Here is a 22,617-nt window from a genome sequence, read left to right on the forward strand (position 1 = left end):
AAAGACTGATGCTGTACTAGAGCCAGAACAGTCGACATTTCAATCACTGTAGTGTAACCCCCTCCAGACTCACTTTGTCCGTCTGGCAGTTGAAAGGTGTACAGGACATCCTCCGGCCATTTAGCAGAAAAATGATAACCTGAGTTTTCAATATGCCCTTCCACATCGACACGCCCCCTTGCAGTCAATACGCATCCAGAAGCCCGACTAAGTCTACAGATTCTGGGATGGATAAGGAGCTCACTTCCCTCAGGAGCTGCCACCAAAACACCAAGAGTCTCAGCAGTATACTCATAGATCGGAACCGCTCCCCATGCTTGAGCATCACTTCACTGACCATGTCTTTAATGCATGTAATACGGTTTTGTCCTACCATGGTTCTAGCAAATCAAAACTTTCTGATATAGATCCGCCTTGGCAAGGGTAATGTGAAAGTTTGCAACAAATTCATTGTAGCATTCATCATTTTTGTTCAATTTGTTTCAAACGTAGTGTTTAATGTATACTTCACAGGATGTTCTTTACATTGATCATTTGCATCATACTTGTTGCCTCCCCTTATTACCAGGATTTCGCTTGCCGCTTCAACAAGCGAATGCCGTTTGCACCAAGCTCAAGGGCATTGTCCACCGCTTCGCCGGTTTCCATATCCGTGTAGGACCGGCCATCCAATTCGACGCGCTGCGGCGTGCCTCCGAAATTCTGAATAAACACGAAGTCGTCCGTTCCGTTCGTCCGCGCCTGCGCCGTAACACCATGAGGAAGCTTTGTATCGATTACCCGCTCCAGGCCAGCCTCTTTAGCCAATAGGTCATAGAATGCGTCCAGGAAATCGTCCTTGAGGCGGGTCGCCATGTAATAGGCCCGGCCTTTGCCCAGTCGGTTCACCGTCAGCGCGGGACGGCCTGCATAGAAACTGTCTGTGTAGACGCCAAGCACTTCCGCACCCTCCGTATGGATCAGCTCGCAAAGTTCATGCGATTCAAATGTTCCAGCCAGCCCGAGCGGATTGTCTGCCGCCAATACAACGCCGTTGCGATCATCGTTGTACAAGCCTTCGATCTCCTCCGCCCAAATACCAAGCGTGTTGCGTAGCGGTCCCGGGAAACCCCCGAGGTGGCAAAGATCATGCTCATCGACGATGCCGGACCAGTACGTTACGACCAGCGTTCCCCCATTCTCGACGAAAAGTTCTAGCTTCTTCCCGGTTTCCTCCCGGCACAAATATAGCATGGGCGCGACGATCAGCTTGTACGGCGCAAAGTCGTCCTCGGAGCCGATGACGTCGGTTGGCACGCCGTGAGACCATAACGCGCGGTGCTGAGCGTACACAGTCTCTTCGTAATGGAGACCCGAGTTGCGCGGCCCTTGTGCATCCTTGATTGCCCAACGGTTATCCCAATCGAACAAGATTGCCGCTTGCGCGGGCGTCGAAGTCCCAACGACCTCAACCAATCCCGCCAGCGTCTGGCTAAGCTCCGTGACATCGCGGAAGACTCGCGTATGCTCGTGACCGACATGATCCACGACCGCGCCGTGGAATTTCTCGCTGGAGCCGCGGCTTTTGCGCCATTGGAAGTATTGGACGGAATCCGAGCCGTGCGCCACAGCTTGCAACGAGGACAGTTTGTGCATGCCCGGCTGCTTTAGCTTGCTGACTGGCTGCCAGTTGGTCAGGCTCGGCGTACTTTCCATCAGCAGGAACGGCCGCCCCTTGATAGAACGATACAGGTCGTGATAGAACGCGACGAATGCTCCCAGTTCGGCGTCATCTTGATGCTCATGCCAAGTCGGGTAAGCGTCCCAGGAAATGACGTCGAGTAAATCTCCGAATTTACGGTAGTCCAAACCCTCGAACATATGCATGTTGGTTGTGACTGGCAACGCTGACCCTGCTTTCCGTATCGCTTCGATTTCGTACCGGCAGAAATCAATCGTTTGGTCCGTCACAAAGCGGCGCCAGTCGAGATTCTGGCCATGTACTGCGCATTCGCCGTGCGGAGCAGGTGATTCGATCTGTCCCCAATCGTTGTACGTATGCGCCCAGAACGTCGACCACCACGCATGGTTTAACGCCTCAAGCGTGCCGTATTTATTTTTCAACCATGCCCGGAAGGCGTCTTGGCAATAGTCGCAATGACAATCGCCGCCGAATTCGTTGGAAATATGCCAGCCTACGACCGCTGGATGGTCGCCGTAACGCTCCGCCAGCTTCCGGTTGATGATGAAGGTCTTCTCGCGGTAAACCGGTGATGTATAGCAGTGATTGTGACGCATGCCGTGCAGGTTGCGGACGCGATTCGCTTCGACCCGCCGAACCTCCGGATACTTTTCTGACATCCAAGCCGGACGTGCGCCGCTAGGCGTCGCCAGCCAAGCATAAATACCGTTCGCTTCGAAGCGCTCGAGCAGTTGGTCCAGCCAATCGAAGGTAAACGTACCTTCCGTCGGTTCGAGCGCGGCCCATGCGAATATGCCGATCGACATGACGTTGCAGCCGGAAAGCTTCATCAGACGGATATCTTCCTCGAGCACCTCCGGATAACGAAGCCATTGATCTGGATTGTAATCGGCGCCGTGCATCATGACGGGAAGCTTGTCGCTGACGGGTGGGAATACTTGTGTGTTCTTCATAGCGTCTATCTCTCCTTGTTTTATGGTATATTATGGACAAAATCGGGCATCTACCTGCAAAAATGCAGCTAAATCTTGGAATTGAATGAATCCGTTTGAACTTATCGTATTTGTGCTGCTGGGCAGGCATAGCTATTCATCTGCTTTAAACACCGGGATGATGCGCAAACCGAATTCAATTTCCTTTTCATCCAGACGGTATGGCTGGAGCAGCTCCGGACCACAAGAGTTCGATCCAATCCCACTCATCTTGTAATCGAGATGGATAAACGTTTCCTTGCGCTTGGCAAGCTCATGGAGGTGCCCCGCAGCCGCAAGATCGTCTATGCCATAATGTCCCGCATTGAACGAGAAGGTCTCATCCCCTTCGAAACGAAGGCCCATGCCTAGTGCATTGGATACCGTGACCCACTCCGTTCCGAACCGTGAGCCGTTTTCTTGCGGTTTAATGTAAGGAACGAACATCTCATCGACTGTCGTCAGGTAATGCCCCTTCTTCACGCTTCGGCGTTTGTCCATATAGCTCTCGTGCGGGCCGAGTCCGAAGTATTCAACTTCCTCCATGCCGGCAGGCATCGTGAGCTGAAGGCCGAAGCGAGGCAAATACAACAGGTCCTCCTTCACGTTCGCTTTTACGCACAGCACGATTTCTCCCGTCGCCAACACTGTCCATTCGGCGTTTCCTGAGAGAATGGTCGGTACGCTATAGCCGCCCAATGAGAAGGAGACTTGAATGGTAACCGAACCGACTTCCTCCTGCTTCCAATCCACGCGATACACCTTCGTGACCGCCCGATCAAATCCGGCCTCAAGCCACTTCTCTTTCACAAAGCGGTCGTTATCCGTCGGCGCACGCCATACGGAGAAGGCAACCGGTTCTTGGATAAGCGGCACGCCGTGCCGAGAAATCTCCGTGAATGCTCCCTTGCATAAATCGAAGTGATGGACGAAATCGAAGCCTTGGATCGTCAGCCTTCCATCCTCTTCCCGCGCCGAGATTTCAGGCCGGTCAACGGCAACGACGTCTACTTTTTTCTGGATGACAGGTAGCTCGAATTGCTCGAACGCAATTTCGTGTCCCAGGCCGGCCCATGACGTCTCGCGGTTCAATCGGTATGAGATCGTCAGGAAATAACGGCTTTCCGCTTCCTTAGGCCAGCATACCGGGAGCGATATCGTTTCCGTTGTGTGCGGCTTCGTCGACAGCCCTTCGAGCAGGCCTTGCCCCGCGACTTGGCCGTCCTTCTCGACCTTCCAATGGAAGCTGACGTGGGACAAGTCGATGAAGTCGTAGAGGTTCGTAACATCGAGCTTTCCTTCCGCAAGCGCCTTGGCCTCCACTCGAATTGGAGCGATCACTTGCTTCAGCTCGAGCAGACCGGTATGCGGCACGCGGTCCGGCGACACGAGTCCGTCAATGCAGAAATTTCCGTCATTAGGCTGATCCCCGAAGTCGCCTCCGTAGCCGAAGAAAGGTGTGCCGTCCTCCGTTCGCGTCACAATCCCGTGATCGCACCATTCCCAGACGCAGCCACCCATCAGCTTCGGGTATTTATATATGACGTCCCAGTAATCCTTCAAATCCCCGGGGCCATTGCCCATCGCATGGCTATATTCGCATAAGAAGAGCGGCATCGTAGCCGTTTCGTCCTTTGCATAATTCTCAATATACTTGATCGATTCGTACATATGGCTATCCATGTCCAAACAACCCGTTTCGGTGCTGCCTTGATGGCGCGGTGCGGCGCCTTCGTAGTGAATCGGACGAGATGGATCGCGCACCTTCGCCCACTCCGCCATCGCGATATGATTGGCGTCGAAACCAGATTCGTTCCCCATCGACCAAATGATGACGGACGGGTGGTTTTTATCCCGTTCGATCATCCGTTCCGCGCGTTCGAGAAAGCTGTCCCGCCAGGCTGGATTCTTCGTCAAGGCATGGTAGGTTCCCGTCGCGGGCAGCACCCCATGGCATTCCAAGTCCGCCTCGTCGATGACGTAAAATCCGTATTCGTCACAAAGCTCCAAAAATTTCGAGTCGTTGGGATAATGTGAAGCACGAATCGTGTTGATGTTATGCCGCTTCATTAAGACAAGGTCTTGAACCATGTGGGGAACGGGAATGGTCTGTCCCAGCTCGGGATGGGAGTCATGCCGATTGACCCCCTTTAGCTTGATGGCCTGTCCGTTAATTCGAAATACTCCGTCCTTGATTTCGATTTTTCGGAAGCCGACGCGGAATCGGAGGACTTCTTGTCCGGAGTATACGAGTAACTGGTACAAATAAGGACATTCCGCATTCCACAGTACCGGCGCTTCGACATGGAACGCTAGTATACCCTTCCCGTCGATCGCCGCCGATTGGAAGCCGACCTGCTTACCGTCCTTGTCAAGTAGTTCCGCTTTTACGCCAACAGGGCCAATCGTCTCGATTTCGCAGCGCAGCACGGCCCAGCTGAAATCAGTTGCTAACTCTTGCTTGTTGTAGACATCCCGAATGTAATGCGAATCGCGTGCGAGCAAATAGACGTCCCGGAAAATACCCGAAAATCGCCAAACGTCCTGATCCTCTATATACGAACCATCACACCACTTTAAGACCATGACAGTAACCCGGTTCGATCCCGTTCGCAAGACGCCTGTCAGATCGAATTCCGCCGGCATCCGGCTTCCCTGACTGTAGCCGACAAACTGGCCGTTGACCCATAGGTAAAAACAAGCGTTCACTCCCTCGAACACGATGAACGGCTTCTTCTCCTCCCAGCTAACCGGCACATTGAAATCCCTGACATAGACGCCCGCCGGATTGTCGTCCGGCACATACGGCGGATTATACGGAAAAGGATAGTGGATGTTCGTATAATGCAGCTGGTCGTATCCGTTCACTTGCCAGCAGGAAGGTACGAGAAGATCGTCCCATCCGTCGACATCCACCCTTTCCTCATAAAACCCGTTTTCAACCCCCTGTACACTGGCATGATAGCGGAATTTCCAGCTGCCGTTCAGCGTTTGATAAAAGGGAGATTGCCCTCGCTTCCCCTCCATCGCCCGCCGCGTATCCCCATATGGAATAAAATACGCCCTGGATTCCTCGCGATTGATTTGCCTTACACCCAAGTCCTCCCAATACGTCTTGATCTTAACCATGATCCTCCACTCCCTTTCATCCTTTAACGCTCACCACTCGTCCACGCTTCTATCCTTATAATCCATACTTGCGACGGAAAACCCAGCGGAAACATCTGATACACGATCGCGATAGGCGTCAGCGTGAGCATTAGAAGCAGGGTTTCATTCATGCTCTCCCTCTACTCTCTCCGCTATATATCCATTATAGGCTAGCGTAATGGGTCTCGAGAATTTAGCCTAGCAACAATAACCCATACTTTTTCACCGATCTGTCGAACCATGTATTTTCCCTCAGAACAAAAAAACAGCGAACCCCGTTCATGATTCAACCGGGGTTCGCTCACACATACAGCTATTCAAATCTTGTGCCTCTTCCTCGTGAGAAATCCCTTTCGAATTAGTATTTGTGTGAGTCAAAAGGAAAGAAGAGGCTCCTATTACTTTACAGCTTCGGCTTTCTTAATCAGTTTGAAGTCGTCAATGTTTCCCCACTGCCCACCGGAAAATTTTAGATGGGCGCCAATAGTCAAAGTTCCATCTGTAACTACAATATTATCTATTGTTGGATTAGACCATTTACCAGCATTTGTAAATATTCGCCTCTTATCTCCAGCAAAAATCTCGGATATCTCTTCTTCTCCTCCGCCGTAGACCCAAGCAGATAATTGATAGGTGCCATTTTTAATCCCTGTGACAGTTTGGGAAACTCTGAATTCTGTGGCTGTTGGTCTCCAATAGTGTAATGCTAATGTGCCGGAGTGTACGTCAATATCTGTACTAACTGCGTCTGTATCCCCAGTAACCTTCCACGGTTTTAAACCCATCTCAAAGCCGGGATTTTGAATCAAATTTGTGCTTGGCACAACAGTAACTTCGGAAGAGTCAGCAAAACTCCCATCATATGAAACCACCGATATAGTCGCTTTCCCAACAGAAAGTCCGGAAATTGTCCCATTATAAGAATGTGCCTTTACAATATCAGGATTTGAGCTCGTAAAAGTAATTCCTTTATAGGTTGCATTAGCAGGATTGATAATAGCATTTAGCTTACTAGCAGCACCTACTTCAATCGTTTCGGTATGCTTATCCAGAGCCAAAGATTGCACAGGAAACCGGTTATTTTCAACAGCACCGTCAATAAATGCATCTAATGCCAATGAGGGCGTGCCGTCCGGGTCCCATGCAGATTTAGGATACCCAAAATAATTCCCCTCAGGTGCCCAATAAAATATACCTGTTCCCAAATCGTTCGGAATTGCATGTAATTTATTTTGAACATTTACAAGCATGTTATAAACGCTATCAGCATCCTTGGCAACTTCCCCTCCGACTTCAACAATCATGACTTCCTTCCCATATTTTTCTGCGAGTTTATTCATATTTTCAGTTAATTCATGAATTGAGGAAGTAAAGACCGAATCTGGATAATAAGATAAGCCGATGATATCATAATCGTTATCTTTAAGACCGGCTGCAACCAGACCGTCATAAAACTTTTCAACGCCATTTTCTGCTCCGTCTGCTCTATGGATGATAACCTTAATCCCAGGAAAAACCGCTCTGGCTGCGCTCGATCCGGCTTGAATCAGTTGAACGAGGTTGGACGTATTGCTATACCCCCCCAACGGATGCATCATTCCATTATTTATTTCATTCCCGATTTGTACCCACTCTGGTGTTACGCCTGCTACTTTTAGAGCCTTCATCACCTCAGAAGTGTATTCCGATACATGTACTTTTAATTGATCTAAATTATCGTTGGCCCATGCTTTAGGTATTATCTGTTTTCCCGGGTCAGCCCAAGTATCACTGTAGTGTAAATCAATCATAACTCTAAATCCCAAGGCGCTTACACGAGATGCTAATGCAACTACTTCTTCTGTACTGCAATGACCATTGGAAGGATCATCAGAAGGATCAACAAAAGCCCGTATTCTTATGGAATCAATTCCGTGATCCTTTAAAATCTGAAGAAGATCTTGCTCCTCCCCATTATCATTATAGAATTTATAACCCAGGGCCTCTAATTGTGGCAGCCAGCTGATATCTGCGCCTTTGGCAAACGAGTTAGAGATAGATGAAGCGTTTACTTTTGTCGGTAAGATAAAAGCTGTCATGGATATAATCATAGCAAACGTAAGAATCATAGCAATTATTCTATTGATCAATGTACTACCTCCTAGTTTTAATTGCATCAATATATCTGAATTGAAGCGCTTTCACAAACCTTTATAGATCACATCTCGTCCACGCCAACTGGATCATCCGCATAAAATTTCAGAATCCGCCGATTTGGGTAGTTCCAAACCCGCAACCTGATCCACTCAAGCTGCTCCGCTTTCGTCCACAAACAAGATATCTATCCCTTTCGACTTTCGTTAAAAAAAGAAAGAGGGAGTGACTCCCTCTTTACGTTATTTCCCTGCCAAGAAGGCATCAATCTGGCTTTGTAGTTCCGCCTGTACTTTGTCGATACCCGCAACTTTAAGTTGCTTGACTAGCTCGGCTTGACCCTTCTCCAAATCCGGAATCAGGCCGTACTCTAGCGGGACGCCGTATCGTAACATCACGTTGCCGATGCTAGCTATTTCATTCTTTACCTTCTGGTCGTCGAACACAAACGTCTCAAGCGGATAGTGATAAACTTTCTTCTTCCAGTCAGCTTCCATATTCGTCGCTTCCTGAGGATAGGAAGCATCCGTCCGATTGAGTGCAGAATTCCACCCCCAGTAGGAGAAACCAGTGTAATTCGCTTGGCTCGCGCCTGCTTTAAACTTGTCGTCGCCGACCGGCTCGTAGTGCTTGCCTGCGATGCCGTACATCGTCAAATCATGAATTTGCTTGTCGTTCTGCAATAGGTCGATCACCATTAGGGAACGCTCTACATGCTTGGATGTCGCATGGATCGCCATGCCATTCTGCGTCGAGATGGAAGCCGTTTTCTTCTGATTCGGGGTGAGATCGGCAATAGCCATGTCGACATCAGGAAGCTCACGACGAGCCTCTGCTAAATCGAAGCCCAAAGTTCCGAGATTGCGCTTGTACGATGCGGCCTTGCCGGCCTTCATTTCTTGCCAAACGTCGTTCTTGCTGTTGACAACATTCTTGGACCAACCACCGTTATCAGCCAAGTCTTTATAATAAATGAGCAACTTTTTGAATTCGGGCGTATCATAAACGTTAAAAGCTTTTCCTGTTGCATCATCAAGCTTATAAGCGAACGGGATGTTCGGATCTACGAGTTTCCATTCGTTATACTGCTCAAGCAGCACATTATCCAATTCGTTCCATTTATATCCACCGCCCGCCGCTGCAGTGAAGCCGCTCATCCCTTTTTCGTTCTTCGCAATCATCTTCGCGTAGTCGGCAAACGTCTCGGGACTGGTGACTGGCTCAAGATTGTACTTCTTGCGTAAGTCCTCACGAACCAGCAAAACTTTGTCCATAATTTCTTGGTTGTTGTTCGGCACCATGTACAGCTTGCCCTTAATCTTCGCCTGCTCCCAAGAGAGCTTCGGCATCGCTTTCCATGTCATAGGTGCATTGGATTTCAGCAGGTCGTCGGTCAGTTCGTAGAAGCCACCATTCAGCGACTGATTGGAATAAAATGCCCAGTTCGCCGTGAACACCAAGTCGAAATCATCTTTCGCTGCGAACCTGAGTGGATATTTCTGCGACCAATCGGACCAGTCGAGGAATTCGGCTTCAACTGTCGTGTTGATCTTCTTCTTCAGCAGTTTGTTCACCTCACCGAACACTTCGTCGTAATCCGCTGGCTTGGCGCCCAGCAGCAGCATTTTCAGTTTAACCGTGCCGTCGTTCGCGTCGTCTGTACCGTTCCCGTCCCCCGAATTTCCGTTGTTACCACCACATGCGCTAAGTAGCGTACTAAGCAATAGCACGATGGCAAGAAGCAACATGGCATTACCCTTCTTGTGTTTCATGATCCATACTCCCCTTATTTCAGTTATTGGCATTGATATGAACAGACATGCTATGGATTACCAAGTTGCCCTGAGATCATCCTTTCACTGAACCGACAGTCAAGCCTTTAACGAAAAAACGCTGAATGAACGGATACGCGATTAGGATGGGTCCTGTCGCTACAATAGTCATCGCCATTTTCAAGCTTTCGGTCGGGATACTTAATTTGACGACCGCCCCTGAGGCCATCATCGCCTTGCGCATACCGTCCATATTCCCAAGCATGCGATAAAGATAGTATTGCAACGGCATCAAATTCTCTTTCGAAATAAAGAGCAGCGGGTTATACCAATCGTTCCAGTAACCAAGCGCGATGAACAATCCTATGGTTGCCAGCGCCGGCTTCGACAAAGGGATGATCAGCTCCATAAAGATCCTGAAATCGCCCGCTCCGTCGATTTTAGCGGATTCTGTAATCGCTTCCGGGATATTGCTCATGAACGTCTTCATGACAATGATGTAAAACACATTCATCAATAAGGGCAGAATCAATACCAGAAAAGTATCCTTTAGGTGCAAGTATTCAACGACGAGCAAATACCAGGGGACAAGCCCACCGTTGAACAATGTCGTAAAAAAGAAGTAGAACGAGAAGGTTCCTCGCCATTTGAAATCCTTCCTAGCCAGAACATAGGCCGTCATTGCGGTCAAAAACAGCCCGACCAGCGTCCCGACGGCGGTCACCCCGATCGTGACGACGTAAGCCTGGATCATCTGTGAGGGATATTTGAACAGAATGCTATACGCCTCGGTCGAGAAGGCCGTCGGGAACAACTGAAAGCCATTCTCAATAATGCTCTTCTCCTCTGTCAACGAGGAGGACACGATCAAAATAAAGGGCAAGATGCAGAACAAACCCAGAATAGTAAGCGAGATGTAACCGATGATATTGAGCAATACACGATCGGCAGACACGCGTCTTCTGCCTACCGCTTGGCTCGTATTTATCGCAGACATGGGCATTCCCTCCTTCTCTTAGAATAATGCACGGTCTTTATCGTATTTACGAACCGCGTAGTTGGCGATCATGATGGTCACGAAGCCAAGCAACGATTGGTAGAAACCAGCTGCGGCCGACATGCCAATCTCATTTGAGGTCATCAGCAGGCGGAAGACAAACGTATCAATGACATCCGTATTTGAGAATAAGAGACCGTTGTTGCCGACCATGTTGTAGAACATCCCGAAATCACCACGAAAAATATTGCCGATCGCCAGCAACACCAGGATAATCATTGTTGGATACAGGTTCGGCACGGTAATCTTCAGGATTCGTTGGAAGACGTTGGCTCCATCCATTTCCGCCGCCTCATACATCTCGGTATCGATGCTCGTGATGGTAGCCAGATACATAATCGTCCCGTAACCGAACGCCTTCCATGTGGATGCGATGATCAGAATGAACGGCCAATACGCGGGGGTATTGTAAATATCGATCGACTCCATACCCAGCATCCTCAACGTCCCGTTAATAAACCCGAAGTCGTAGCTAAATAAGTTGAATGCAATGGCGCCGACAACAACCCACGAGATGAAGTAAGGCAGGAAAAACACCGTTTGAGTCAACTTTCGAAACCACTTCCCCCCCACCTCAAACAGCAGGATCGCGGCAAAGATTTGCACTACGTTGTTCACGACGATGAACGCGATATTGTAAAGCGCGGTGTTGCGTGTTACGCGCCAGGCGTCACCTGACTCAAAAAGAAACCGGAAATTATCGAAACCGTTCCAGGGGCTCCCGAATACACCGCCGTCAAAGTTGAATTGCTTGAACGCCAATACGATTCCCGCCATAGGCACGTAGGCGAATAGAAAAATAAAAAGTACACCTGGCGTGAGCATCAGTAGCAGGGTTTTATACTTTCTGACATCGCTCCAAAATCCATGCAGGTTCACATGCTCCCTCTCCTCTCTCCTCTTGTCCCCATTATAGGCGAGCGTTATAGGCCTTGAAAATTTAGCCAAGCAACAAAAAACCATACTTTTTCACCGATCTGACGAACCGTACCTTTTTCCTCCATAACAAACCACACTGACCCATTGATTAACAAGGCCGGCTGGAATTAAACAACAGAGATTTTAAAAGAAGCATAATTAACTAAATAAACATTTAAAATAAGGTCAGTGAGTTCATCGGTCAGGCATAGAAAAAAAGGCCCTCGGTATGAATCGACCGGGACCTCAATCACACATATAGCTATTAAATTTTGTGCTTCTTGCGGTATTCACCCGGCGTCATGCCCATTGCTTGCTTGAAATTCCGGTTGAAATAAATTATATTCTTATAGCCCATCTGATCAGCGATTTCATAAATTTTCTTCGTCGGGTCTTTGAGCAGCTCACACACACGATCCGTCTTTAGGCCGATCAAGTAATCGCTGAAATGCGTGCCCGTCTCCTCTTTGAATAACTGACCCAAATAGTTCGCAGTAAAATCTAAATGCGCTGCGACTTCCTTAAGCGTAATTTTCTTCTCCAGGTTATTCTCCACGTATTGCATAATTTCTTCAATTAGTTTGCGCATCTGCCTTTGTCCCTTGATGTACAGCATCTCAGACAACTCGAAGAATCCTCTGCGAAGCCAAGACAGAATGTCATGCACCGTCTCGAATTGAAACAGTACGTCAGGTTGGCGTAATTCCCATTCCAGCAGTTCGTATAAATTTTCTTTTCGCTGCTGAAGATCGGCATGCAGCTTGGACGTCATACGTATGATAAGCGCGTACACGCCTTCCTTGCCAGTCAGTGTCATGTCCTGTTGAAGCAACTCTATTAAACAGTCGTCGATTGTGACCAGATCGTATTCCAAGATGGCTTCTAGCATTCGATTGACCTTCTCTTCCATGAACTTGCTCGACGTATTTTGAGGATGTGCCTCAATCACTCCTTGAATGATTCGATTTTTGCCGAGCAGCCATTTGGCACCAAGCGCCGCCAGCGCCTGTCGAAAAGACTCGTGGAGTTCCGTCTCGTTGGAAGCATAACGACCGACGCCGATCGTAACCGTGCGAGAAGTGCTTCGATTCACATGCTCGACAAGCTCCTTAAGCAGGCTATTGAACCGAGACTCCGGCATGGCCGCAAGAATCGCGAGTCGGTTTCCCTGCCCCTCGATGACGGTACCAAGCTTGACGTCCGCTGCAAATGTATTAATCGTACGGGTGATCTTTCGAGTCTCTGCGCGTTGCTCTTCCGGCGGAAGGCTTCGCATCTTCCATTCTAAGTCATCTATTTCCACGAGCGCCACAGACGCCCCCTTCTCCAAATAATGCGCAAGCACACTGCTAACGTGCGATGTGGCTGGCGCGGGCGTTCGTTCCTCGAACCACCGCAGGAGTAGCTCTTCGTTCACGAGCGACAGGGTTTCCGTAAAGGAACGATCCTGCTCCAGTTCTTGCTCGATTTGCGTGACCTGCTCCGTCAGCATGCGGAATAGTTCTTGGTCTTCGACCGGCTTCAGCAAATACCCTGAAGCATTGATCTCAATCGCTTCCTTGGCGTAGCCGAAATCCTCGTGGCCACTAATAAATACGATTTTAACCTTCGGATGGATTGTTTTCGCCTTCCGGGCAAATTCGGTTCCCGTCATGATCGGCATTCGAATATCCGATAAGATCAAGTCGATCGGTTCAGATTCCATGAGCTTCAATGCCTGAAAACCGCTATGGGCAGTGCCCGCCACGTGGACATTCAGCCCACTCTCGAGAACACGTCGACGCAGCCATTCGAGATCGACCACTTCATCATCAACTAGCAACAGGTTAACACTCATATCCATGCCTCCGGTCGTTTTACTCATTTACGCATTATACCTAAATGTATCATATCTTTTACCCCCGAAGAACAACATGGCGGTCTTCAATGAAAACGGATACAAATTCACGGTTACTGCCGTGGTTCGCCGCCCGGCCCATCCTGATACCAAGCCGGGAGCAGAATTCGCACCGTCGTTCCTCCTCCATAAATGCTTGCGATCTGGACGCCGGAAGGATCTCCGTATAACAGCTTGATGCGCTCGTCGACGTTTTTGACACCGTAACCGCCCTCTTGCCTCGAGTTGTTTAGCAATCGCTCCAACGTATGGGGTTTCATACCAATGCCGTTGTCAATGACCTTCAGCTCGATAAGATCACCAATACGACATGCCTTAATCACAATCGCGATAGAATCTCCGAACCAAGCGTGCTTAAAGATGTTCTCCACAAAGGGTTGCAGGATCAGCTTAATGACCGGCACCTGCAAAATATCGGGCTCGACATCGACATGCACCGTAAAAGCGTCCGCATATTTTACCCGTTGGATCGCAAGATAGGTCGTCACTTGTTCCAGCTCTTTCTCCAGTTCAATGCAGACACGGCCTTGGTTAAGGGTGAGACGGTAAAAACGAGAGAGCCCTTGCACCATCTCCGTCACCTTGTCCGTCTCTCCGAGATTCGCCAAGCTTCCGATCGTCGACAGCGTGTTATAGAGGAAGTGAGGGTTGATCTGCGCTTGCAAGGCCTCCAGCTCAGCTTGTTTCTTTTGGATGCCTTCGACATAGACGCTATCAATCAATTTTTGGATACTACTGGCCATCACGTTGAACGCATCGGCGATTTGTACAAACTCGTCATTGCCTGAGAATTGTATCCGCTTCAGAAAATCCCCTTCCTGGAACGAACGAACAAGGCTGACGATCCTCGACATCCTACGCCCGGAAAGGCGGGCGACGATATAGCCAATGAAGGCCATGACACCAAAGCTAATGGCGCATACAGTGATAATGATTCGCTGAAGCCTACCCGCATCCTTCGACAAGTACGAATTGGGCACCAGCGTCTCGATCACGAAATCAGTACCCGGGATCTCTTCCAGCAGGCTTAGATATGCTTCGCGCGAGGCGCCTTGTTCGGCCATTCCTCGCTGGTAAAGCGATATGCCGGTGGAACGGTCAACCAGACGCAGCGTAATCCCTTCTTCGAGCGGAAAGGCCACGAAATCGCCCAACAGGTCTTCGAGTGACACGGTAATACGCACATAGCCGATTTCAGTCTTATAATCGGCATACGATAACAAACGGCAAAAATGTGATATATTACCAAGTTTACTGTCGGTATCGATTTGCAGCCAGATGTTGTCCCGTTCCGTGGCTTGAAGCGAACGAAACCACTCGGTCTGAGAAATCTCACCGAACGGCAGGATATAATAATCGTTTTGCTTGATCGGCTCCGCGAGGTTATCGCCACTCACAATGTTCAAATCGCTATTCAGTGTGTAAAGCATAATACGAATATCGTTCCCAGATAACTGCAGCGGCGCTGTCATCTGCGGGATGATCTCGTCCAGCATCGTCCAGTAAATGTCCAGCGGATCTCCCCTTTTCTGAATGGCGTGCTGGAACGCCAAGCTGCCGAACAGCGTATCGGACATGCGCTGGATTTCGTCCATCTGGTAAAGGATATTGTTCCTTGTCTGCTCCATACCGGTCCGAATATTCGTCTCAGCCATCTCCGTCCGCGATTGAACAAGCATCGAATACGAAATATAGCCGATCAACACGTCCGTAAGCAACACTAGCAGCAAGTAGGGGATCATCATTTTATAGGTAAAAGGTACATATGATTTCACCGGTAAGTTCCTTTCCCATCCTCGTTCTAATAATAAATACCGCCATGCTCGAATAAGATTTCTCCATTTTTTTGCGTGTACCTGCTTTTACAGAACTCGAGTTGTTTATAATGCGGGACACCGTTCCCACAGCTACGCCAGCTACAACTTTAATACTTGGCATTTAACCCCCCATCTCTCTTATGAGAATTATAATAACACGAAGTTGGAAACGTTTCATTTTTGAAAGCGCTTTTTTACCACAGTTTCATTACCTAGCCCGCTTATGAATTTCGTGCCTCCTGATTCAATTCCACCTATTCTCATTTTATTACACCTTCTAGAAAAACGTTTTACCTTTATGATTTATATTTTAAAATATTTTTTATAAACTCTTTATTTATATACAATGTAAGCGTTGACATTATAAAAAGTTATGTTATTATTTCTTTGTAAAACGTTTTACTAAATGGAGATGATGGGATGGCAAAAGTATTTTACAAACCGAAAGACGGATGGGTTGGAGATGTGATCCCGTTCTATGACAATGGAGAGTACAAGCTCTACTATCTCCATGATCAAAGAATTGGCGGAGATTACGGAAATCATACGACGTGGAACCTACTCACAACCAAAAATGGCTTGGATTTTGAAGACTATGGAGTAGTTCTGCCCAACGGAAGCGAAGCCGATCCCGACCGGAATGCATATACCGGTTCAGTGATTAAAGACCCGAACGGCATGTATCACCTTTTTTACACCGGGCACAATCCTAACGTCGAATTTTGCATTGATGGTAAGCCTTTACAAGTCATTTTGAAGGCAACCGGCACCGATGGAATCCATTGGACGAAGGATGAAAATTTCAAGCTTTATGGAGACGCAGTTATTTATGAGCAATTCGATTGGCGCGATCCGTTTGTGTTTTTCAATGAAGAACAGCAAGAGTACTGGATGCTCGTCACTGCGAGACAAATGAACTCTTCCGAAAAGAGAGGGGGTTGCATTGCTCTTCTCACTTCACATGATCTGGTACAATGGCGTTTTCGAGAGCCGTTTTACAACCCGGACAAGTACATCACTATGGAATGTCCGGATTATTTCAAAATGGGAGACTGGCACTATCTGGTCTACTCGACGTTCAGTGAAAAGTTTGTGACGCATTACAAAAAAAGCAAAAGCATTAAAGGAGTGTATACCTCCCCTATTCTGGATACTTTTGACGGCAGGGGGTTTTATGCGGCGAAAACGGCTTCGGATGGCCAACAAAGATACGCTTTTGGCTGGGTTCCTTCCAAACAAGGTGCAAGCGATTACAGTGACTGGGAATGGGCCGGAACCTTGGTCGTTCATGAGGTTTATCCAAACGATAACGGCGATTTGCTCGTGAGGATGCCTCAGTCGATTTATGAGCATTTTAATACCGAAGTAGTCATTATTCCTGAAGCAGAGAAAAACTGTCGCCACACTGGAAGCCAATTCGAACTAGAGTCTCCCGATGGACTGGCTTACAGCGTATTTAATGAATTACCTTCCCAAGTCCTGATTGAAGCTTCGTTTACGGACTGGAAAAAGACCAAAGACTTTGGCATCGCGCTGCGAACCGACAAAACTCTCGACATAGGATATTTCATCAAATTTGATCCATTCCACAATCGAGTTGCATTCGATATGTGGCCAAGAACCGAACCCGGTTTTTTCCAATGGCAAATTGCTGGTGATAAACCGCAAATGATCGAACTGGAAAGACCATTTCCGTTTAGCCAGCACGACCGGATTACGATAAAACTGATTTTGGAAGATGACATCCTGTGCCTGTATGTCAACGCTGTCATTGCAATGACAACACGGGTCTATAACTTCAAAACGGGTCACATCGGTTTTTTTGCGAACGAAGGCTCCGTTAAAGTCAATGATGTCAAGCTCAAGACGGCAGAAAAAGGTTAGAATTACAAATATTCAATTTGTAATGATATATATATATATTGGAGGTTTTAAAAATGGGGAAAATAAGAAAAGTGTCGAAGATCGTCTCACTTCTCACTATTTTTGCATTGATTGCAACTGCTCTCGCAGGTTGCGGGGGGGCTTCCGGAACTAACGCGGGCAAACAGCAAAATTCGTCAGACGCCTCCAACGGCAAAACGATTACATGGTTGTCGGCCCGTCCAGCAGACGGAGCGATCGTCCAAACGATCCGAGAGCTGGCAGACCAGTATGCGAAAGATCATTCCGGATTCAAGCTGGATATTCAAGTGACGTCCGATAGACCTTCCTATTTAACTAAGCTGAGAACGCTCGTCGCTTCTGGCGAAGCTCCAGAATTTATTGATATGGACGCCGATCCGTACGCCCAACAATTGGCAGATGCTGGAATGCTGGTTGATATGAAGAAATTCCTGAATGAACAAGGATTGTACGATCAGTTCTACGAACCTGCGCTGAAATACCAGCAATTACCTGATGGAAGCCTGTACCTTCTCCCTTTGGAGTATCATTTGGAAATGACTTGGTATAACAAGAAAATATTTGCGGAAAATAACCTCACCGTTCCCAAAACCATCGATGATATGCTAACGGTTAGTAAGGCGCTTAAGGACAAGGGGATTACCCCAATTGCCGTTGATGGCGTTGATGTTTGGCCCTTGCTGCGCTATGCGGCCATGATTCCTTTCCGAGCTACCGGAAATGAATTTGCCCGTAACCTGAGCCAAGGTAAGGCCAAAATGACCGACGAGGTCGGAATGAAAGCGGCGAACTTTACCTACGAGATTGGCCAATACTTTCAGGAAGGGTTTGCCACGACGGATTATACGACAGCCAAGAACATGTTCCTCAACGGTGAAGCTGCTATGTATAACATGGGTACCTGGGAAATCCCGTCTTTCATAGACAATAATCTGCCGGAAAAACTTAAAGGCAACGTCGACTATTTCTACCTGCCAACCATTGATAACGCCAAAACGCCGGATAACGAGTTTTTTGGAAACAGCGGGATCGGCCTTGCTGCCACAACCAGCAAATTCGACAACACCACCAAGGACTTCCTAAGTTATGTCTTGAAAAATTATAGTGACGTCTACGTAGCTAAACAGCAGATGTCACCGCTCAAATTTACGATTAAAGACGAGTCCCAATTCTCCAAACTGTTCCTCCGGATTAAAAAGGATATGGATAACTACGGTTCAGAATTTGCTAAGCCTTGGGATACCTTGCTGGATGCCAATACGAACTCCGTCATGAGCGATTTAATCATCAAATTGACGATGAGGGCCACGACGCCGAAAGAATTCGCCAAGCAAGTCGACGACACCATTGCCCAAAACGTCACCCAGTAGTCTTTAGATTCAGACAAACTGCCACCCACCCGGTCATTCAGGGCCGGGTGGCTACCTTTCACTCAATCTGTCAATACAAACAAATGGGGAGATTCTATATGAATGTACTCAAGGACAAAAAGGCATGGTTAATTTTTATCACACCAGCCTTGCTATTTTATTTAGGAACCGTCTTTGTCCCAATCATTCAGTCGCTGAATTACGGCTTTCAAGATTGGAATGGAATAAAGGATGCCAGGTACATTGGTCTGGGCAACTATATCAAAATGTTTAAAGACCCCTACTTCTGGAATTCCGTGCAAAATAACTTGGTGTATGTCGTGATCGTGGTACTCATGCAAGTGTTTATCGGTTTGTTTTTCGCATTACTGCTCTCTTACATCAAAAAAGGAGCCAGTATTTTCAGAACGTTGTATTATTTGCCAGCCGTAGTGGTCACCGTCGCTATCGCGCAGATGTTCCGTAACTTCTATTCCCTGCAGCCGCTGGGCTTGCTAAACATGTTCCTGGATTGGATCGGATTGGGCCACTTGCAAAGTGCCTGGTTATCCAATCCACACACCGCATTGATCGCAGTATCCATTCCCGAAGGCTGGCGCTTTACAGGCATGTACATGGTTATTTTTTATGCGGCCCTGATCGCGATTCCGAAAGAGATCGAGGAGGCTGCAACCATAGACGGTGTTAATGGATGGCAACTGATTCGATATATCAAATTGCCGAGTATCAAGCATGTGCTGAGTTTGGCCCTTATCATGTGTACTACCGGTGCGCTAAGAGGCTTCGATATCCCTTATATCATCGGTGTACCGGGTTCGACGACTGAGTTGGTCACGACTTATATGTACAAAAGAGCGTTCTCAACCAATCAATACGGATATGGAAGCTCAATCGCCGTATTTATCGTGATCGAAAGCCTGCTTGCCGTTCTTCTTATCCGGGCCATATTCAATTCCAGGAAAGGAGAAGCATAATATGCGATCCAAAAAAACAGCTTGGTCCTTCCTGCTCTATTTTATCGTCATCATGATCCTGATCGTGCAGATCTACCCGGTCGTCTGGCTGATGCTGTCCAGCTTCAAATCAAGCATCGAACTGACGACAAAACCCTTTTCGCTGCCGACGTTATGGTCGTTCGACAACTATGGAAGTGTGTTTAGGGAAAGTAATCTGCTGCTGTATATCAAAAATACAGCCATCGTTACGTTCAGCTGCCTACTACTAATCATCTTTTTAAGCTCAACGGCGGGCTTTGCCCTCGTCAAAATGAATTTCAAATTAAATTCGAAACTGCTGCTGTTCTTTACGGTCGGTATCATGATTCCGATTCAAGTCACCTTAATCCCGTTATTTATTATGTACAAAGACTTCGGACTACTGAACTCGTATCTTGCGCTAATCCTTCCACAAGTTGGATTTGCCTTGCCTTTGTCGATTTTGATCTTCACCAGCTTTTACAGCTACGTGCCCAATGAATTGATTGAAGCCGCTGTCATGGACGGGTGCAATATTTATCAGGTGTTCTATAAAATCATTTCTCCGCTTACCATCAACACGACGATCACGGTCGCATCGATCAATTTCGTTCTCATTTGGAATGATTTTATTTTTTCCAACACCTTTACGAACGACAAGCAATATAAAACGATCGCGGTGGGGCTTCAGGAGTTCATCGGGGCTTTCGGAGCGACGGATTGGGGGCAGACATTTGCGGCTATCAGCATCAGCATCATCCCAATCATTATCATATATTTATTTCTAAACAAATACTTGATGTCCGGCGTTTCTGACGGAGCAGTTAAAGGATAAGGAGAGATCAACTATGCAATCCATGAATCACCTTTTTGGCAAAATGAGAGGAAAAAGCAGAGCGATCACAGCGGAAAACCCACGAGGCCTGAAAGGAGAAGGCGGAAAAGCCACAGGTTCCTTGGGAATTGCCCGAAAAGGCAAAGCCTTTATCTCGCTGGCCCAAGGTGAAACTGCCACGCTCGTCGATATCGAAGGTCCGGGCATCATCCAGCACATCTGGATGACCGTGACCGACCAGACCGAGACCGGCTGGTTCGTGTTGCGTGATCTGGTGTTGCGGATGTATTGGGACGATGAAGAGGCCCCCTCCGTGGAAGTACCGCTGGGCGATTTCTTCTGCAATGGGTTTGGTGCCAGAGCGATCGTCAATTCCTTGCCGATCGTGGTGAACCCAGTCGGCGGCATGAACAGTTACTTTGCGATGCCGTTCAAAAAAGCCGCCAAAATAACCATTACCAATGAGCATCCCCAGGAGATCGAAGCGTTCTTCTACCAGTTTGATTACGTGCTGGTTGATGAACTCCCTGAGGATACGGAGTATTTCCACGCCCAATTCCGCCGAGAAAATCCTACCAAGCTCAAGCAGGATTATACGATTATAGATGGAATTAAAGGAAGAGGCAAATATGTCGGCACCTATATGGCATGGACTTCTTTATCACGTTACTGGTACGGCGAAGGGGAAGTGAAATTTTATCTCGATGGCGACCTGGATTGGCCGACCATCTGCGGAACAGGTGCGGAGGATTACTTCGGCGGCGCTTGGGGCTTTGTGAAATACGACAATGGAAAACCAGTGCATGAACAGACCTACTCCACTCCCTTTATGGGTTTCCCTCATTTCCAAGTGGAAGATAACACCAGGTCGCATATTTACGATGGAGCTGCTTGCCCGATGCGCGGCTTCTATCGTTGGCATATACTTGACCCTATTTTATTTGAGGAGGATTTACGGGTCACCGTTCAACAGATCGGGCATGATGGAAAAGCGTTATTCGAAAGAAGCGACGACGTGAGCTCCGTATGCTATTGGTACCAGACCGAACCGCATCAAGCATTTCCTGAACTCCCCGGTGTACTGGAAAGACGTCCACGCTAATCAGATGGAAAATCGGCAATAAAAACTAGTAGAGGTATAAAAATGGCTAATAAAAGGGTTACTTTAGTTCAAGTCGCAAAAGATTCAAGCGTATCTCCTGCAACGGTTTCTCATTTCCTGAATGGAAACTTTCGGAAAATGAGCTCGGAGACGAGAGAAAAAATTGGTCTCTCGATAACAAAGCTAGGTTACCAAGTGAACCCTGTTGCCAAAAGTCTCATTACCGGGAGAATGCACACGATTGGACTTGTCTTATCCGACAGTACCTATGACGGTTATTTTGAGGACTTGTATTTCCTGCATTTTGCCAAAGTCATCAAGCAGCAGTTAAAAACGTTGGGATATAAGATAATCCTGCTGGACTTTGAAGAAATCTTCATGAATATCCAGATGGTTGACGGGATCATCGTCAAAGCGACTATCGATACGGAAAAATTCATGCCCAAACTAATGGATCTCGATGTGCCAGTCATTACCGTAGGACGCCACAATTTATCCTATGGAGCGCACGTACTGCGTGTTAACGACTACCAAAGCGGTCAGACCGGGGTGAATCACTTATTGTCCCGCGGTTATCACAATCTGATTATTTTGACTTATCCGCATGGTCACGTCCCCGGATTCGACGACCGACTAAACGGTGCCAGCGAAGCCTTGCAGCAAAACGGAAAACTAACGACCGTTATCACCGGAGATATGACGGAAAATTTCGGTTACGAAACCGTGATAAACCTGGCACAAACCAGCCAGCTGCCGCAAGCATTATTTTGTTTAAGCGACACTTCCGCCATCGGGGCCTTAAAGGCCTGCAAAGATTTAGACCTGTCCCTTCCGCAAGACCTTGCCATTTTGGGCGTCGACGATATGCCGACCGTCTCTGAGCTTCTGAGCTTATCGACTATCCGGCATCCTATCAACGAATTGGCCGTGGCCGCTTCCAAGTTGATGATAGAATCCATTGAGTCCGACGAGCAGCGCATCGCGCCTGTCGAAGAAGTATTCCCCACGGAATTAATGATTCGGCGCACCTGCTAA

General features: G+C 47.9%; 15 protein-coding genes. 6 read left to right on the forward strand and 9 right to left on the reverse strand.

Annotation, left to right across the window (positions count from 1 at the left end; translation table 11 throughout):
- Positions 1-561: 561 nt before the first annotated feature.
- The 9 genes from ACIFQM_RS18775 to ACIFQM_RS18815 form a co-directional block, all read right to left on the reverse strand.
- Positions 562-2,634: a beta-galactosidase gene (locus tag ACIFQM_RS18775; RefSeq protein ID WP_430041032.1), complete on the reverse strand. Its 2,073-nt coding sequence runs from the start codon at positions 2,632-2,634 to the stop codon at positions 562-564.
- 132 nt (positions 2,635-2,766) lie between these two features.
- A complete protein-coding gene (locus tag ACIFQM_RS18780) occupies positions 2,767-5,781 on the reverse strand; it encodes a glycoside hydrolase family 2 TIM barrel-domain containing protein (RefSeq protein ID WP_430041031.1) in 3,015 nt (1,004 codons plus the stop codon).
- Between the two features lie 419 nt (positions 5,782-6,200).
- Positions 6,201-7,931, reverse strand: a complete 1,731-nt coding sequence (locus tag ACIFQM_RS18785) for a glycosyl hydrolase 53 family protein (protein WP_430065973.1) — start codon at positions 7,929-7,931, stop codon at positions 6,201-6,203.
- Between the two features lie 246 nt (positions 7,932-8,177).
- Positions 8,178-9,707, reverse strand: a complete 1,530-nt coding sequence (locus ACIFQM_RS18790; RefSeq protein WP_430041029.1) for an ABC transporter substrate-binding protein — start codon at positions 9,705-9,707, stop codon at positions 8,178-8,180.
- Positions 9,708-9,783: 76 nt separating this feature from the next.
- A complete protein-coding gene (locus tag ACIFQM_RS18795; RefSeq protein WP_430041028.1) occupies positions 9,784-10,704 on the reverse strand; it encodes a carbohydrate ABC transporter permease in 921 nt (306 codons plus the stop codon).
- A gap of 18 nt (positions 10,705-10,722) precedes the next feature.
- A complete protein-coding gene (locus ACIFQM_RS18800; protein WP_430041027.1) occupies positions 10,723-11,643 on the reverse strand; it encodes an ABC transporter permease in 921 nt (306 codons plus the stop codon).
- A 304-nt stretch (positions 11,644-11,947) separates the two neighbouring features.
- Positions 11,948-13,519: a response regulator gene (locus ACIFQM_RS18805; RefSeq protein WP_430045507.1), complete on the reverse strand. Its 1,572-nt coding sequence runs from the start codon at positions 13,517-13,519 to the stop codon at positions 11,948-11,950.
- 113 nt (positions 13,520-13,632) lie between these two features.
- A complete protein-coding gene (locus ACIFQM_RS18810; RefSeq protein ID WP_430045509.1) occupies positions 13,633-15,354 on the reverse strand; it encodes a histidine kinase in 1,722 nt (573 codons plus the stop codon).
- The gene (locus ACIFQM_RS18815; RefSeq protein ID WP_430041024.1) at positions 15,326-15,517 is read right to left on the reverse strand and encodes a LacI family DNA-binding transcriptional regulator; all 192 of its coding nucleotides are present in this window, start codon (positions 15,515-15,517) and stop codon (positions 15,326-15,328) included. The genes ACIFQM_RS18810 and ACIFQM_RS18815 overlap by 29 nt, the downstream gene beginning before the upstream one ends.
- Before the next feature lie 299 nt (positions 15,518-15,816).
- On the opposite strand from ACIFQM_RS18815, the gene ACIFQM_RS18820 reads away from it, so the two are divergent.
- From ACIFQM_RS18820 to ACIFQM_RS18845, 6 genes are all read left to right on the forward strand, one after another.
- Complete coding sequence (locus ACIFQM_RS18820; protein ID WP_430065975.1) at positions 15,817-17,280, forward strand: GH32 C-terminal domain-containing protein; 1,464 nt, start codon at positions 15,817-15,819, stop codon at positions 17,278-17,280.
- A gap of 53 nt (positions 17,281-17,333) precedes the next feature.
- The gene (locus ACIFQM_RS18825; protein WP_430041022.1) at positions 17,334-18,671 is read left to right on the forward strand and encodes an ABC transporter substrate-binding protein; all 1,338 of its coding nucleotides are present in this window, start codon (positions 17,334-17,336) and stop codon (positions 18,669-18,671) included.
- 98 nt (positions 18,672-18,769) lie between these two features.
- Positions 18,770-19,645, forward strand: coding sequence for a carbohydrate ABC transporter permease (locus tag ACIFQM_RS18830; RefSeq protein WP_430041021.1), 876 nt, complete (start codon positions 18,770-18,772; stop codon positions 19,643-19,645).
- Between the two features lies 1 nt (position 19,646).
- Complete coding sequence (locus ACIFQM_RS18835) at positions 19,647-20,480, forward strand: carbohydrate ABC transporter permease (protein WP_430041020.1); 834 nt, start codon at positions 19,647-19,649, stop codon at positions 20,478-20,480.
- A 13-nt stretch (positions 20,481-20,493) separates the two neighbouring features.
- Entirely contained in the window at positions 20,494-21,582 is a 1,089-nt protein-coding gene (locus tag ACIFQM_RS18840; protein WP_430041019.1) for a glycoside hydrolase family 172 protein, read from the forward strand.
- A 42-nt stretch (positions 21,583-21,624) separates the two neighbouring features.
- A complete protein-coding gene (locus ACIFQM_RS18845; protein ID WP_430041018.1) occupies positions 21,625-22,617 on the forward strand; it encodes a LacI family DNA-binding transcriptional regulator in 993 nt (330 codons plus the stop codon).

This window comes from Paenibacillus sp. NRS-1782 (assembly GCF_050467685.1).
Classification (GTDB): Bacteria; Bacillota; Bacilli; order Paenibacillales; family Paenibacillaceae; genus Paenibacillus; species Paenibacillus terrae_A.

What these genes read in the sequence shown, in the direction of transcription:
- ACIFQM_RS18775 (WP_430041032.1), bottom strand. Translation starts at nt 2,634, where the DNA reads ATGAAGAACACACAAGTATTCCCACCCGTCAGCGACAAGCTTCCCGTC.
- ACIFQM_RS18780 (WP_430041031.1), bottom strand. Translation starts at nt 5,781, where the DNA reads ATGGTTAAGATCAAGACGTATTGGGAGGACTTGGGTGTAAGGCAAATC.
- ACIFQM_RS18790 (WP_430041029.1), bottom strand. Translation starts at nt 9,707, where the DNA reads ATGAAACACAAGAAGGGTAATGCCATGTTGCTTCTTGCCATCGTGCTA.
- ACIFQM_RS18795 (WP_430041028.1), bottom strand. Translation starts at nt 10,704, where the DNA reads ATGTCTGCGATAAATACGAGCCAAGCGGTAGGCAGAAGACGCGTGTCT.
- ACIFQM_RS18805 (WP_430045507.1), bottom strand. Translation starts at nt 13,519, where the DNA reads ATGAGTGTTAACCTGTTGCTAGTTGATGATGAAGTGGTCGATCTCGAA.
- ACIFQM_RS18815 (WP_430041024.1), bottom strand. Translation starts at nt 15,517, where the DNA reads ATGCCAAGTATTAAAGTTGTAGCTGGCGTAGCTGTGGGAACGGTGTCC.
- ACIFQM_RS18820 (WP_430065975.1), top strand. Translation starts at nt 15,817, where the DNA reads ATGGCAAAAGTATTTTACAAACCGAAAGACGGATGGGTTGGAGATGTG.
- ACIFQM_RS18825 (WP_430041022.1), top strand. Translation starts at nt 17,334, where the DNA reads ATGGGGAAAATAAGAAAAGTGTCGAAGATCGTCTCACTTCTCACTATT.
- ACIFQM_RS18830 (WP_430041021.1), top strand. Translation starts at nt 18,770, where the DNA reads ATGAATGTACTCAAGGACAAAAAGGCATGGTTAATTTTTATCACACCA.
- ACIFQM_RS18835 (WP_430041020.1), top strand. Translation starts at nt 19,647, where the DNA reads ATGCGATCCAAAAAAACAGCTTGGTCCTTCCTGCTCTATTTTATCGTC.
- ACIFQM_RS18840 (WP_430041019.1), top strand. Translation starts at nt 20,494, where the DNA reads ATGCAATCCATGAATCACCTTTTTGGCAAAATGAGAGGAAAAAGCAGA.
- ACIFQM_RS18845 (WP_430041018.1), top strand. Translation starts at nt 21,625, where the DNA reads ATGGCTAATAAAAGGGTTACTTTAGTTCAAGTCGCAAAAGATTCAAGC.